Source organism: Pseudovibrio sp. W74 (assembly GCF_001623085.1).
GTDB lineage: Bacteria > Pseudomonadota > Alphaproteobacteria > Rhizobiales > Stappiaceae > Pseudovibrio.
In genome coordinates this window covers 669,773-683,042 of the sequence record NZ_LMCJ01000017.1, presented here as the reverse complement: position 1 = coordinate 683,042, position 13,270 = coordinate 669,773, and the positions used below count along the sequence as shown (strand labels likewise).

The 13,270-nt window shown below is 53.1% G+C and carries 11 protein-coding genes and 1 pseudogene; 4 read left to right on the top strand and 8 right to left on the bottom strand.

Annotated elements, in window-relative coordinates:
- Window positions 1-21: 21 nt before the first annotated feature.
- A complete protein-coding gene (locus PsW74_RS14470) occupies window positions 22-1,092 on the bottom strand; it encodes a polyamine ABC transporter substrate-binding protein (protein ID WP_208987993.1) in 1,071 nt (356 codons plus the stop codon).
- Between the two features lie 223 nt (window positions 1,093-1,315).
- Between PsW74_RS14470 and PsW74_RS14465 the strand changes: the two genes are divergently transcribed.
- From PsW74_RS14465 to PsW74_RS14455, 3 genes are all read left to right on the top strand, one after another.
- Window positions 1,316-1,993: a GntR family transcriptional regulator gene (locus PsW74_RS14465; RefSeq protein ID WP_063289280.1), complete on the top strand. Its 678-nt coding sequence runs from the start codon at window positions 1,316-1,318 to the stop codon at window positions 1,991-1,993.
- 190 nt (window positions 1,994-2,183) lie between these two features.
- Window positions 2,184-3,575 carry an aspartate aminotransferase family protein gene (locus PsW74_RS14460; protein ID WP_063289279.1) on the top strand — a complete coding sequence of 464 codons (1,392 nt, stop codon included), beginning with the start codon at window positions 2,184-2,186 and terminating at the stop codon, window positions 3,573-3,575.
- A 23-nt stretch (window positions 3,576-3,598) separates the two neighbouring features.
- Window positions 3,599-4,948, top strand: a complete 1,350-nt coding sequence (locus PsW74_RS14455; protein WP_063289278.1) for an FAD-binding oxidoreductase — start codon at window positions 3,599-3,601, stop codon at window positions 4,946-4,948.
- Here PsW74_RS14455 and PsW74_RS28380 read toward each other — a convergent pair.
- From PsW74_RS28380 to PsW74_RS14425, 7 genes and pseudogenes are all read right to left on the bottom strand, one after another.
- Window positions 4,940-5,176: pseudogene (locus tag PsW74_RS28380) on the bottom strand (family 1 glycosylhydrolase); the annotation flags it as partial. The gene PsW74_RS14455 and the pseudogene PsW74_RS28380 overlap by 9 nt on opposite strands.
- A 103-nt stretch (window positions 5,177-5,279) precedes the next feature.
- Window positions 5,280-6,137, bottom strand: a complete 858-nt coding sequence (locus tag PsW74_RS14450) for a sugar kinase (protein ID WP_063289277.1) — start codon at window positions 6,135-6,137, stop codon at window positions 5,280-5,282.
- Window positions 6,134-7,192: a sn-glycerol-3-phosphate ABC transporter ATP-binding protein UgpC gene (ugpC, locus tag PsW74_RS14445; protein ID WP_063289276.1), complete on the bottom strand. Its 1,059-nt coding sequence runs from the start codon at window positions 7,190-7,192 to the stop codon at window positions 6,134-6,136. Before ugpC ends, PsW74_RS14450 begins: the two co-directional genes overlap by 4 nt.
- Before the next feature lie 4 nt (window positions 7,193-7,196).
- A complete protein-coding gene (gene argH, locus PsW74_RS14440) occupies window positions 7,197-8,684 on the bottom strand; it encodes an argininosuccinate lyase (protein ID WP_063289275.1) in 1,488 nt (495 codons plus the stop codon).
- A complete protein-coding gene (locus PsW74_RS14435) occupies window positions 8,681-9,559 on the bottom strand; it encodes a carbohydrate ABC transporter permease (RefSeq protein ID WP_063289274.1) in 879 nt (292 codons plus the stop codon). Before PsW74_RS14435 ends, argH begins: the two co-directional genes overlap by 4 nt.
- Before the next feature lies 1 nt (window position 9,560).
- Complete coding sequence (locus PsW74_RS14430) at window positions 9,561-10,454, bottom strand: sugar ABC transporter permease (RefSeq protein ID WP_063289273.1); 894 nt, start codon at window positions 10,452-10,454, stop codon at window positions 9,561-9,563.
- 192 nt (window positions 10,455-10,646) lie between these two features.
- Window positions 10,647-11,900, bottom strand: coding sequence for an extracellular solute-binding protein (locus tag PsW74_RS14425; protein WP_063289272.1), 1,254 nt, complete (start codon window positions 11,898-11,900; stop codon window positions 10,647-10,649).
- 165 nt (window positions 11,901-12,065) lie between these two features.
- On the opposite strand from PsW74_RS14425, the gene PsW74_RS14420 reads away from it, so the two are divergent.
- Window positions 12,066-13,265, top strand: a complete 1,200-nt coding sequence (locus PsW74_RS14420; protein ID WP_208987979.1) for an ROK family transcriptional regulator — start codon at window positions 12,066-12,068, stop codon at window positions 13,263-13,265.
- The last annotated feature ends 5 nt before the right edge of the window (window positions 13,266-13,270 follow it).

The following is a 13,270-nucleotide window of genomic DNA, read 5'->3' as shown; positions in this document are numbered from 1 at the left end:
GTTGCCCGCTGCTGCCGATGATTACTGGCCCGACTTCACTGCGGTCCAGGCACGGGTCACAATACGCTGAATTTTTGGTGCGTAAGGCGTTGTGACGTAAAGTTTTTCCATGGTTGCTTCATCTGGATACACGGCAGAATCTTCCAGAATTTCCTGATCTAGATGCTCATGTGAGGCTTTGTTGCCGTTGGCGTAGACCACGTAGTTGGAAGCTTTTGCGATGACATCCGGGCGCATGATGTAATCGAGGAACATATGTGCTTCTTTGGAGTTGGTTGCATCTGTCGGGATTGCCATCTGATCAAACCACATCAGCGCACCTTCCTTTGGAATGATGTAGTTGATGGTGACGCCGTTGTCGGCTTCTGCTGCTCTGTCGCGGGCCTGAAAGACGTCACCAGACCAACCGATAGCTAAGCAGATATCGCCGTTTGCGAGGGCGTTGATGTATTCGGAACTGTGAAACTTCTGGACGTATGGCCGGATGGTCTTGAGGAGTGCTGCAGCTTTTTCAATATCAGCCTTGTTGTGGCTGTCAGGGTTTAGCCCGAGGTGGTTGAGCGCTGCGGGGATGAGCTCTGTTGGCGCGTCCAGCATATGAATGCCGCAATCCTGAAACTTGGCGAGTATTTCTGGGTTGAAGATGATTTCCCAACTGTCGACCGGTTGGCCGTCCAGACGTTTAGCAGCGGCTTCTACATTGTAGCCGATGCCAGTGGTGCCCCACATGTAGTTGATGGAATAAGCGTTGCCCGGGTCATAGATGGAGGTTCTGTCGGAGACGAGCGACCACATGTTCTTCAGGTTTGGGAGAGCGTCTTTATCCAGTTTTTGGAAGACGCCGGCTTGAATTTGCCGGGAGAGGAAGCTGCCTGTTGGAACAACAATATCGTACCCTGTGGTGCCTGCGAGCAGCTTGGTTTCCAAAACCTCGTTTGAATCGAAAACGTCGTAATTGACCTTGATACCGGTTTCAGCTTCGAAATCTTTCAGAACGCTTTCGTCGATGTAATCAGACCAATTGTAAACGTTGATGGTGCCTTCTGCGTGCGCTGCGCTGGCTGCACATGCAACCATTATTGCGGTCGCCATTGTGCCCGTCAGTCTGGACTTGAAGTTTGAACTCATTTCATCTTCCCCCCTCAAATTTTTGCACAGCGTTGGTGCTGGCGTGTCTGGATCCGGCCGTCTCCGTTGTTCTTAATTGTGTGCCTATTTTGAAAGATGACCACAGAATTCTCAGCTAGGCAATAGTTTGTGATCAAATTATCTTTGCAGCTGGTTCGGGTGCTTCTATAGTTCCTTCATGAGTAAGATGACTTTACAAAGCGCTGTTGTTCCTGATGTGGGGATCCCTGTTCATGAGCAAGTTTACCGCCAATTGAGAGAACGGATCCTGTTTGGTGGTTTTCTGCCGGGTAAGGCTGTGACCCTACGGGGGCTGGCTGAGGAACTGGGTGTGAGTGCGATGCCTGTTCGTGAGGCTGTGCGACGTCTCATTGCAGAAAACGCGTTGGAATTACACGGCAATAGGCGTGTTTCTATCCCAGATGTTTGCGAAGATATAATCGATGAAATCTGGTCAGCTCGGCGGTTGTTGGAAGTTGAGCTGGCATCCAAAGCTCTGGTGAATTTGAAAGAGGAAGATATTCAGGTTCTCCAAGGCATTGATGATCAGATTGATGTCGCTCTGGAAACTGGCGATGTGGAAGGGTACATGCGCGGAAACTACGAGTTTCACTTTTATCTTTACTCACAAAGCCGATCTGAAATTCTTATCAAACTTGTCAAAAATCTATGGGTTCAGTTTGGTCCATTTATGCGTCTGGTCTATGGGCGGTCTGGTACTGCGAATCTGGAGGATCAGCATAAACAGGCATTGGAAGCACTGAAATTGCATGATCAGACTGCTTTAAAAATCGCCTTGGAAGAGGACATTGCACAGGGCATGGGGTTTATCAGAGAGTCTCTCAGTCTTGCTGAGAAGGTTTGATGATCTGCTGTTTTCTCTGGCTGAGTTCATAGAGCCGCAGGCTTTGATGGGTTAGACTGGAGGCATAGGCAGGTAGCGTCTTTATTGAAGTAAAGATTGACTCTCCTACATTTGTGATCACAAAATAATGGGGAGTTTACTTCTATTGCCCGGTTTGCAGGGCGTGCCTCTTTTCGGAAGGACTGACCCCATGGACTATATCGCTAATCTTCCGCCCACTCATGTTCTGCAAGAAAAGGATGCTGCCCACCATCTGCATCCGTTTACAGATACTAAGTCCCTCAACGCCAAGGGGACGCGTGTGATTACGCGGGCTGATGGTGTTTATCTTTGGGATTCTGAGGGCAATAAGATCCTGGATGGAATGGCGGGGCTTTGGTGTGTGAATGTGGGGTATGGCCGCAAAGAAATTATCGAGGCGGTTCACCGGCAGATGCAACAACTGCCTTATTACAATACGTTTTTCCAGAGTTCACATCCGCCTGCGATTGCCCTTGCCGAAAGGATCTCTAATCTAGCGCCGGATCATCTGGACCATGTATTCTTTGCGGGCTCAGGCTCTGAAGCCAATGACACCGTTGTTCGTATGGTGCGCCATTACTGGGCCAGTGAAGGCAAACCGACCAAGAAGACGATCATCTCCCGTCATAATGCTTATCACGGTTCTACCATGGCCGGTGCGAGCTTGGGCGGTATGAGTGCGATGCACGCGCAAGGTGGACTGCCTATTCCTGACATCACTCACATCAACCAGCCTTACTGGTATGGTGAAGGCGGTGATATGGACCCTGCCGAGTTTGGCCTGATGCGCGCGCGTGAGCTTGAGGCTGAGATTGATCGTCTTGGCGAAGACAATGTGGCGGCCTTTATCGGGGAGCCTATTCAGGGGGCAGGCGGTGTTGTTATTCCGCCGGAGACCTATTGGCCAGAGATTCAGCGTATCTGCCGTGAACGCAACATCCTGCTGATTGCTGATGAGGTGATTTGCGGGTTTGGGCGTACCGGGAACTGGTTTGGCTCACAGACTTTCAACTTCAAGCCAGATCTGATGCCGATTGCTAAGGGGCTTTCCTCTGGTTATCTGCCGATTGGTGCGGTTGTGGTGAGTGAGAAGGTTGCCAAGGGCTTTATTGAGCATGGCGGCGAGTTCTATCACGGCTTTACTTATTCTGCGCATCCTGCAGCTTGCGCAGCAGCACTTGCGAACCTTGATATCATTGAAAATGAGCGATTGCCTGAAAAGGTCGCGAATGATACAGGGCCGTATCTGGCTGAAAAGTGGAAAGCTCTCGGCGAGCATCCGCTGGTCGGCGAGGCGCGTATTTGTGGCCTGGTTGGTGCTTTGGAACTTTCACCGGATAAGGCGCGTCGTGCTCGGTTTGAAGCTGAAAAAGGCACTGTTGGGACGATCTGCCGAGATCATTGCTTTGAGAGTGGCTTGGTGATGCGCCACGTTGGCGATAGCATGATCATCTCGCCGCCACTTGTGATTTCGCGCAGTGAGGTGGATGAGTTGATTGAGAAAGCGCATCGTGCGCTGGATCTGACGGCTGCTGATGTTACTGCCCAAGGTATCAAATAGGTTTTGAGGAGGCTCAGGCTCGATTGAGTTTGCACCGCATATTTCAAGAGGATGCATATGGAGAGCAACCGGTTGCCGGGAATTTCTGGCATCGTTCGTTCTCTCCTCAGACGCTTGGTGCGCCGCTTTTCGATGAACAGTCCTGTGAAGTTGCTGTTGTTGGAGGTGGATACACAGGGCTGTCTGCAGCGTTGAAACTTGCGCAGCAGGGTGTCGATGTTGCGGTGCTGGATGCTCAACATATTGGGTGGGGGGCTTCTGGTCGCAATGGTGGTTTCTGCTGTCTGGGTGGGACGATTGCAGATGATGCCGACTTGATTGATCGCTATGGGGAAGCGGATGCACGGCGGTACTTTTATGCAGAGCGTGCAGCCATTGATCTGGTTGCAGAGCTGTTAGAGCAGAACTCGATTGATGCTGATGTTGTTTCCAAAGGAGAAACGGTTCTTGCACACAAAGCTCGGCGTGTTGATCAGCTGAAAGATACAGTTGCGGACATACAAAAGCGCTATGGGATCAGCTGCACCTTTCATGACAAAGATGAACTTGTAGAGCTTGGGATGACGGCCTCAGGGCTTTCTTCTGGGCTGACAATTCCAATCGGGTTTGCGCTGCATCCTTACAAATATGCGCGTGGTCTTGCTGAGGCTGTGAAGGCGCAAGGAGGCCGGTTTTATGAACAGACCTCTGTACTCGGCATTACTCCTTCAGCAGATGGGCAGTATGTCCTGAAAGCAAGAGTGGGCCAGTTGCGTGCGCAAAAAGTACTTTTGGCGACCAATGGCTATTCCTCTGAAAATATGCCGGAGTGGATGGCTGGAAAATATCTTCCGATACAATCTAACATTTTGATGTCGCGCGTTCTTTCTGATGAGGAGTTGAAGCGTCAGGGGTGGTTCTCTAATCAGATGGCCTATGACACCCGGACTTTGCTGCATTACTTCCGTCTGCTCCCGGACAACCGGTTGCTTTTTGGTATGCGGGGAAGTGTGAGTGCTACACCACATGCGCGAAAGCGTATGCGCACAGCTACACGGCGTGACTTTGAGCGGATGTTTCCTGAATGGGCGAAAGTTGAAACGCCAGATTTCTGGCCTGGTCTTGCCTGTTTGACCCATAAACTTGTGCCATTTGCAGGTGCGGTTCCCAATACGCAGGGGCTTTACGCTGCTTTTGGTTATCATGGGAATGGTGTTGCTATGGCCACTTATGCCGGGCAGCTGGTGGCAGCTGAGATCCTGGGTGAGGCAACAAAAATGCCTTACCCAAGTTTTATGAAGCAGGCGCCGACAGAGTTTCCTTTCAGGGCTATGCGCCGCCACCTGCTTGCTCTCAGCTACACCTGGTTTGAGTTGAAGGACAGATTACTCTGAGGTTTCCTGCATCTCACTCTGCAGTTGGCTGGCGACCATGGAGTAAAGTCTGCCGCTTTGCTTGATGGTGCGTTTCTGGGTTTCAAAATCAACGTGGATCAGGCCAAAGCGCGGGAGATACCCTTCTGCCCATTCGAAGTTGTCCATGAGTGTCCAACAGAAATATCCTTTTAGTGGTATTCCATCTTCAATCGCTCTGGCTGCCTGCTTCAGATGAGACAGAACGTAGGTGCTGCGACTGCAAGTGATGCTGAGGGAAGGTGAAAGCGGGGATAAAAGGGGGAGCTAAGGGGGATAAGGGCCACAGCGTGTGTGACCCTTTTTGTTTGATTTAAGGTGCGCCGCCGACGCGCATGACGGCTGCTGCACCGCACTTGTTGCCATCTTGCAGGCAAGTCTCGATGTCTGCTCCGCGGAGCCATGAACTCAGGAAGCCAGCGTTGAAGGCATCTCCAGCGCCAGTTGTGTCGACAACAGGGACGGGGTCTGCGGCTACGGTGATCTCGCCGTCCTTAGTGATGGCGGTTGCACCTGCCTTGCCTTTTTTCACAACTGTGAGTGTCGGGCAGTTGGCTGGCTCTTTCAGGTAGCCAAGATGCTCTGCTTCCATCTCGTTCGGCAGGAACAGGTCCACCTGTGCGATGAGGTCCTGAACCTCTCCGTTGAGGAGGCAGTTCTGATCCCATGAGCAATCCAGAGAAACCGTCATGCCTGCGGCCTTGGCGATCTCCAGCAGTTCCGGAAGTTCCTGCAGTGTTGCCAGTTCACCGATGTGCAGGTGTCTGGCTTTTGATGTGCTGAACGCCTCCAGCATGTCTCTTGGGACTGCGGTCCCATTGCGCTTGGTGAGAAAGGCACGGTCTTCCTGACAGCCGATAACGGCTGTTACCTGAGCACCGTTTGCGGTGTTAAAGGGCGACAGGCTTAGGTCAACGCCGCTGCGCTGCATCTTGTCTAAAATCGCAGAGCCGAACGGGCCGCCGGGCATGGATGCCAGAAGGGTCGTTTTGTGGCCCAATGCGGAAAGGTTGGCAGCGGTGATGAAACCGCCGCCTCCGGGTTCAACTGCCAGTTCTTCGGCGTAGGTTTCTTCGCCTAGTCTTGGTAGTTCGGTGAGCCCAGTAAAGATGAGGTCGCAATAAACCCGTCCCGCACAGACGATTGCCCCATCGGTTTGTTTTGAGGTCACCGGATGGCCTCCCCGGTGTGCGCATCAAACAAGTGAATGGCTTCAGGTGCTGCATGCAGGTTGACGGTGTCGCCAACGGCAGGCGGTGTTCTGCCGGAGGCTTTGGCGATGACTTCCTTTTCGCCCACTTTAACGTAGGCGAGGGTGTCTGTGCCGAGTGGTTCGATCACGGACACTTCGCCGGAAAAGAGGCCTTCGCCTTCCTGAACCAGCAGGGCATCCGGGCGCAGACCAACGGCGACCTTCTGATTTTCATTGATCTTGGTGGTTGGCACTGGAACTGAGGTGCCATTGTCCAGAGCGATTGTTTCTCCCTTCACAATGCCGTTCAGCATGTTCATGGAAGGGGCGCCGATGAACTGAGCCACAAAGATGTTTGCTGGCTCGTAGAACACTTCGAACGGTGTGCCGACCTGCTGGATGTGACCGTCTTTCATGATTACGATACGGTCTGCCATTGTCATGGCCTCGACCTGATCGTGGGTCACGAAGATGATGGTGTTGCCAACGCGCTGATGGAGTTTTTTGATCTCCAATCGCATCTGAGTGCGCAGCTGCGCGTCCAGGTTGGACAGAGGTTCGTCAAACAGGAAGGCAGCTGGATCACGCACCATGGCGCGGCCAATGGCGACGCGCTGGCGTTGACCGCCGGAAAGTTGGTTCGGTTTTCTGTCGAGCAGGTCTGTCAGTTCCAGAATACCGGAGACTTCATCGATGCGCGCGTCTTTCTCATCCTTGGAGAGCTTGGAAGTGCGCAGTCCGAAGCCGATGTTTTTGCGCACCGTCATATGAGGGTAGATCGCATAGTTCTGGAAGACCATGGCGATGTTGCGCTCTTTGGGCTCCATGTCGTTGACCACATCACCGCCGATGCGGATGTCGCCTGCAGAAATTTCCTCCAATCCTGCGATCATGCGCAGGGTGGTGGACTTGCCACAGCCGGACGGGCCAACCAGAACAACGAACTCACCGGATTGAATGTCTAGATTGATGCCATGCAGGACCTGAGTGTCCCCGTAGGACTTAACGAGATTGTTTAGGGATACGGTGGTCAATCGATCACTCCTGCACTAGTTTTGCAAAAGCAGCGCTGCGCACTAAAGTGGCCTGCACGCTTTGATCTGCAAATGATTTGTTTTTGGCTCTCAAGGCTTTGGCGGACTGCTTGTAAGTTTCCAAAGCAGCGTCCAAGGCACTTGGAGCTGGCCCGCCGGGGCGGGTGCGAATAGCAACAAAATTTTCGGCACTGACAGCATGCATGAACTGGTCTTCGCTCATGTTGGATACCTTTTGAGCATGTGCCTCAAAGGCCTTGCCAAATGGGTCAAAGCCATCACGCAGTGGCTTTTGCTCTGCTATCACTGCTTTGGCTGTGTCAGCTGCAATCTCATGGGCTTGACGGAAGGAGAGACCTTCTTCACGCACCAGCGTATCTGCCAGCTCTGTGATGGTGATGCAGGAGGCGTCCGTGTTCTTTGCAACGCGCGCTTCGTTGATCGAACTTGCTGCGATGAGTGCTGCAAAAAGATCCAGCACGCGGCTGCCGCTTTCAAAGGCTGCATACCCTGCCTGCTGCACTTCACCCTCACTGTCGTTCATATCGGTGAACGGGGTGTTGTGCATGGTGCCGACGATTGCATCGCAGCGGCCAACGGTGATTGATGCCAGATGGCGCAGGTGTTCGATTGGCACCGGATTGCGTTTTTGCGGCATGATGGAAGAGATCTGCACCAGGCTGTTTGGCACGTAGAGCTGTCCAACTTCGAACGCGCTCCAGAATTGCATGTCCTGAATGACGCGGCCCAGATGCAAGAACATGAGCTTCATGGCCGAGTATAGGCCAGTCACGTAATCTACTGAGGCGATACAGCCATAGGAATTGAGCAGCGGTTCGCTGAAGCCAAGCAGCTGCGCCATACGCTCCCGATTGATCGGAAAGCCAGAGGTGGTGATGGCTGCAGCCCCCATCGGGCAGTGGTCAATGCCAGCTCTTGCCAGATTCATCCGTTCCAGATCACGCAACAGAACTTCCAGTGCGGCGGACAGGTAATGGCCAAAGGTGGATGGTTGTGCCGGTTGCCCGTGGGTGTAGGCAACAATCAGCGTTTCCTTTTCGATCTCGGCTTTCTTGATGAGCACATCACACAGATGCAGAGCTTGCTGGGTGAGGGCATCACAGCGTTTTGCCAGCGCTAGCTTGAAGACGGTGTGGTCCATGTCATTGCGCGAGCGCGCTGTGTGCAGCATGCCAGCGATGTCTGGGCCGAGCCGCTTTTTCAGCTCGGCTTCAACGAGGAAGAAGTAATCCTCGTATTCGCCCGTGTATTCCGGATCAGCGTCTGCCAGATCCTTCTCGATCTCAAGGAGTGCCTTGGCGATTTTCTTGCCGGTTTCAACTGGCACAATGCCAGTCTCGCACAGCATCACCAGATGGGCCTGATTGATCTGGGTGATTGAGGCGACATGGTGTGCTTTCACGCCCTCAAAAAGCGGTGCAAGCACTGTGTCTTTGTAGACAGGATGGGGGAACTTGGAGCTGTCGATCATCCTTTAAGCCCTGCCATTACTACGCCGCGAATGATGTAGCGCTGGAATACCAGAAATACGATCAGGGTCGGGATGGTTGAAATTGCTGCGCCTGTCATGATCAATTCCCACTCCACCTGCGCTTCTACAGAAAAGGTGGTGAGGCCAACGGGCAGGGTGTACATTTCCTGACTGTTGGTGACGATGAGCGGCCAGATGAAGGCTGTCCAGTTGCCAAGGAAGACGAAGATTGCCAGCGCTGCCAGAGCAGGACGTACAAGCGGCATGGCCACTGTCCACCAGATCTGTAGTTCGTTAAGGCCATCGATGCGCGCGGCTTCCAGGAAGTCGTCTGGTACAGTTTCAAAGAACTGCTTCATGAGGAAGGTGCCAAAGGCTGTCATGAGACCTGGGAACATGATGCCCCAGTAGGTATCGAGCCAGCCGAACGCAGAGCTCATCAGGTACCACGGAATAACCAGCATTTCAGTCGGGATCATCAGGGTCGACAGGATGGCGATGAAGATGATGTAACGGCCCGGGAAGGTGTACTTGCACAGGACGTAACCGACGAGGCTGTCAAACAGCACGTTACAGATGGTTGTGATGGTTGCGATGAACAAAGAGTTGGTGAACCAGCCGAAGAAGCGCCCGTCTTCAAGAACGTAGGTGTAGTTCTCGATTGTTGGTTCTTCCGGGATGAGGTTCAGGTTGTAGACCTCAAACGGGTATTTGAAGGAGGTGGACAGCATGAAGACGATTGGCATGATCATGGCGATGCCACCTGCAAACAGCAGGAGCCAACGGATGAACTGCGCCTGACTGCGTTTTCTGCGGGCAGAATTGCGCAGGGCCGAGGCCTTTTTGCTTGTGTCCAGAGTATCTGAGAAAGCCATATTACTTATCCCTCATGACGCGCAATTGCAGCAGGCTGACGACAAGCAAAACGGTGAACAGAACAACTGTTTGTGCTGCCGCATACCCCATGTCAAAAGAGTTGAAGGCCGTGTCATAGATCATCAGAACCAACGGCTTGGTGGAGTTGAGCGGGCCGCCGGGATCATTCGTGGTCATGTTGAAGACCTGATCGAAGATGCGCAGGAAGCCAATGGAGGAAAAGACAACCAGAAAGACGATGGTTGGCTTGAGAAGGGGAATGGTGATCTCGGTCAGCGTTTCCCAAGCAGAGATGCCATCAATGCGGGCCGCCTCATAATAGGTTTGCGGAATAGCGCGCAGACCAGCCATGAAGATGATGACCTGAAAGCCCAGTCCTGCCCAGATGGCCGGTGCCAGAATGGATGGCAGTGCAAAGGTGGTAGAGTTCAAAAACGGGATCTGCGGGATGCCGAAGGTGGCCAGCGTGTTGTTGAAGACGCCGATTGGAACTGGCTGGTAGAACCAGCGCCAGACCCACGCCATTGCGACCGCGCTGGTCATGAATGGCAGAAAGTACAATGCCCGGATCGTGCCATGCATGAAGCGCAGTTTGTCGAGATGGAACGCGATCACGAAGGCAAGGAGCAGGGAGCTTGGTGTTCCCAAAATCAAATAGAGGAAGGTGTTGCCGAACACTTTCCAGAATGTGGGATCACTGAACAGCTTTACATAATTGTCGAACCCGGTCCAATTGCGGGAGCCGAGCAGGTTCCATTCCTGAAAAGAGAGCAGAATAGCGTTCGCTGTTGGATAGAAGCGCACGACTACATAAAAAACGATTGGGATGGCAAGTAGCCCCCACGCCCAGACGATCTGCTTTTGCGAGATCGAGAGCCTCTTATAAATCCCCAAAACCGCCCCCTGGTTATAGCCGGAATTGCAGCAGTTCGCTCAGAATATGAGTCTTGAGACTGCTCTAACTATTTGTTTTAAGTTGTTTTATGGCTCTGCTAAAGGAGCCTTTGCCCTACATGCTGTCTTGATGATGTGGGGGCAAGGTGGAGCCCCCACACACATACGTTTTGATAGACCGTCGCGTGATGCTTAGTTGTAGTAGTCGTCGAGGATCTTCTGCTCTTCGCCTGCTGCCTGAGCAAGAGAGTCATCTACAGACTGATCTTGAAGACGCATGCGTCCAACCATGTCCATCAGAGCCTGACGCTGACCACTTTCGTTGGCGAAGATTGTTGTCTTCGCATAGCCAAGGCCTTTGATGAATGGGCCGTAGACTTCGTGGTTGGCATTGGCTTCTGTCATCGCTGCAGATGGTTTTGCAGGAAGTTCGCCAACGGTGTCGAGCCAGACTTGCATGGCCTCATCGGAGGTGACGTACTTCATAAACTTGACGGCTGCATCGTACTTCTCATCGGTGGCTTTGGACGTGATGCCGTTCACCCAGTAAGACGAGTAGTTGGAATGGGTGCCATCAGCTGCGGCTGGCAGCTCTGCAACGCCCCACTTGAGGCCGCGGACTTTGTTGAGTGCGCCGATGCGGAAGGAGCCGTCGATGTGCATGCCTGCGCGGCCTGCTTTAAAGGCGGCCTGTGGCTCATCCATGAAGCCTGCTGCGGTTACTTTGTGAGTGAACTCAAGATCGGAGTAGTACTTCAGAGCGGCTTTACCGGCATCTGTGTCGTAGTTCACTTTCTTGTAGTTATCCATGTATGGATCGCCGCCGAACTGGCGGATAAGCACTTCGCGGAACCAGTGGTGGTCCTGTGCGTTCATGCCTGTGGTGATGCCAACGGTGGACAGGTTGCCTGCGCCGTCTTTCTGGGTGAGTTTCTTTGCTGTTTCAACCAGCTCGTCCAGTGTCTTTGGTGGGCCGTCGATGCCAGCTTTGTCGAACAGGCGCTTGTTGTAGAACAGAGCCAGCGAGCGCACTGCGGTTGGCAGGGCCATGTACTGATCGCCGCGCTTCATGGCCTGAACCATTGGGAAGAACTCAGCCTCAATTTCAGCTGGCGGGAAAACATCGTTTGGAAGTGGCTGAATGAGTTGTGCGTTCACGTAGTCGTTCAACCAGCCGTAAAACAGCTGCACCACATCCGGGCCCTGACCCGCAGGGATCGCTGCTGCCACTTTCGTACGGTAATCCGCATACGGGAAGTGGGTCATTTTCACGGTGATGTCCGGATTTGCCTTCTCGAAGTTTTCGATCAGGGTTTCCATTGCTTTCACACGTGGCTCAAAGAAATATTGCCAGTACTCAATTTCAACTGCTTGTGCGCTGCCTGCTGCATACATTGCGCAAGCCGCGGTGGTTGCCCCCAGCATCCACTTTTTCAACTGCTTCATAAGACCCTCTCCTAAGTCCTAAAGTCGGAGCTGCCCTCTATTCCTCGCCCCGGCTTCTTTTGATAAATTGCGAAAAGAAATGTTCTTCTCTTAATATTTCACAATGCTGAACAGATTTAATTCAATTGAGTTGAGTATTCAAGTGTTTTGATTTAATGGATAGATATGCATCGAAAAACACCACTTAAAATCATTGGCTCCAACGCCGAAAGAACTCGACTTCACAATAGGAAAGTCGTTCTCGGACACTTACGTTCTCATGGCAAACTGGGGCGAGCAGAACTTGCACGCCTGACCGGTTTGTCCACACAGGCAATGAGTAACATCATAGCTGAATTGGAGAGCGAGGCTCTGATTCTTGCGGGTGAACGGCAAACAAAAGGGCGTGGTTTGCCCGCGGTGCAGTACACTTTAAATCCGGCGGGTGCTGTTGCGCTGGGGGTGGAGGTTCGCCCCAACGCGATCTTGTGCGCGCTGGTGAATTTTCTTGGCGATACGCTTTACACCAAGCGCATACACATCGAGAGCAGCGAGCCCGCTGTGGTTTTGCCAACCGTTAAGACGGCCTGCGATGAGGCTCTTTCATCCATTGGCAAGAACGCACCGCCTGTTTTGGGTGCGGGAATCGTTATGCCAGGTCCGTTTGGCCGTGTGGGATTGACCGGAGCGGGGAAGGCCGAGCTGGTTGGCTGGGACGATAAAGACCCGCAGGTGCTGTTTGAAGATGTGCTTCAGGTGCCTGTGCGCGTAGAAAATGATGCGACGGCGGCGGCGATTGCAGAGCAGACAACTGGCTCTGCTACGGATCTGCAATCCTTCTGTTTTGTTTATTTTGGCACTGGTCTGGGGCTTGGCGTGATCTCCAATGGCGAGATCCTGCGCGGTGCGTTTGGCAACGCGGGTGAGCTGGGGCACGTTGTTGTGGAGCGGGGCGGGCGGCTTTGCTCCTGCGGCAATCGTGGGTGCCTTGAAACCTACACCAGCCGTATGGCAGCCAGTGAGTTTTTGCAAAAGCGCGGCAAGTCTGCCGAGAGCCAGAAGGACCTTTCTGATCTGCTGGCCGTGAATGATCCTGATCTGGATGAGTGGATCCGTGAAGCGGCTGACCCGTTGGCGCAGGCCATTGGAACGCTTGAGAACCTGTTTGATCCGGAGGCCGTTATTCTGGGTGGCGCCATGCCGCCGGAGCTGCTTGAGCGGTTGATTGCTCAACTGAACCTGATTGATGCGACGGTTTCCGTTCGCGCTGACCGGACTTTGCCGCGTGTCGTGCGTGGAGCGTCTGGTTGGATGACTGCGGCTCTTGGAGCGGCAGCGCTGATTATACACGACACCTATATTCCAAGTATTTCGAAGGTAGCCTGAGGGGA

What these genes read in the sequence shown, in the direction of transcription:
- PsW74_RS14470 (WP_208987993.1), bottom strand. Translation starts at nt 1,092, where the DNA reads ATGGCGACCGCAATAATGGTTGCATGTGCAGCCAGCGCAGCGCACGCA.
- PsW74_RS14465 (WP_063289280.1), top strand. Translation starts at nt 1,316, where the DNA reads ATGACTTTACAAAGCGCTGTTGTTCCTGATGTGGGGATCCCTGTTCAT.
- PsW74_RS14460 (WP_063289279.1), top strand. Translation starts at nt 2,184, where the DNA reads ATGGACTATATCGCTAATCTTCCGCCCACTCATGTTCTGCAAGAAAAG.
- argH (WP_063289275.1), bottom strand. Translation starts at nt 8,684, where the DNA reads ATGATCGACAGCTCCAAGTTCCCCCATCCTGTCTACAAAGACACAGTG.
- PsW74_RS14435 (WP_063289274.1), bottom strand. Translation starts at nt 9,559, where the DNA reads ATGGCTTTCTCAGATACTCTGGACACAAGCAAAAAGGCCTCGGCCCTG.
- PsW74_RS14425 (WP_063289272.1), bottom strand. Translation starts at nt 11,900, where the DNA reads ATGAAGCAGTTGAAAAAGTGGATGCTGGGGGCAACCACCGCGGCTTGC.
- PsW74_RS14420 (WP_208987979.1), top strand. Translation starts at nt 12,066, where the DNA reads ATGCATCGAAAAACACCACTTAAAATCATTGGCTCCAACGCCGAAAGA.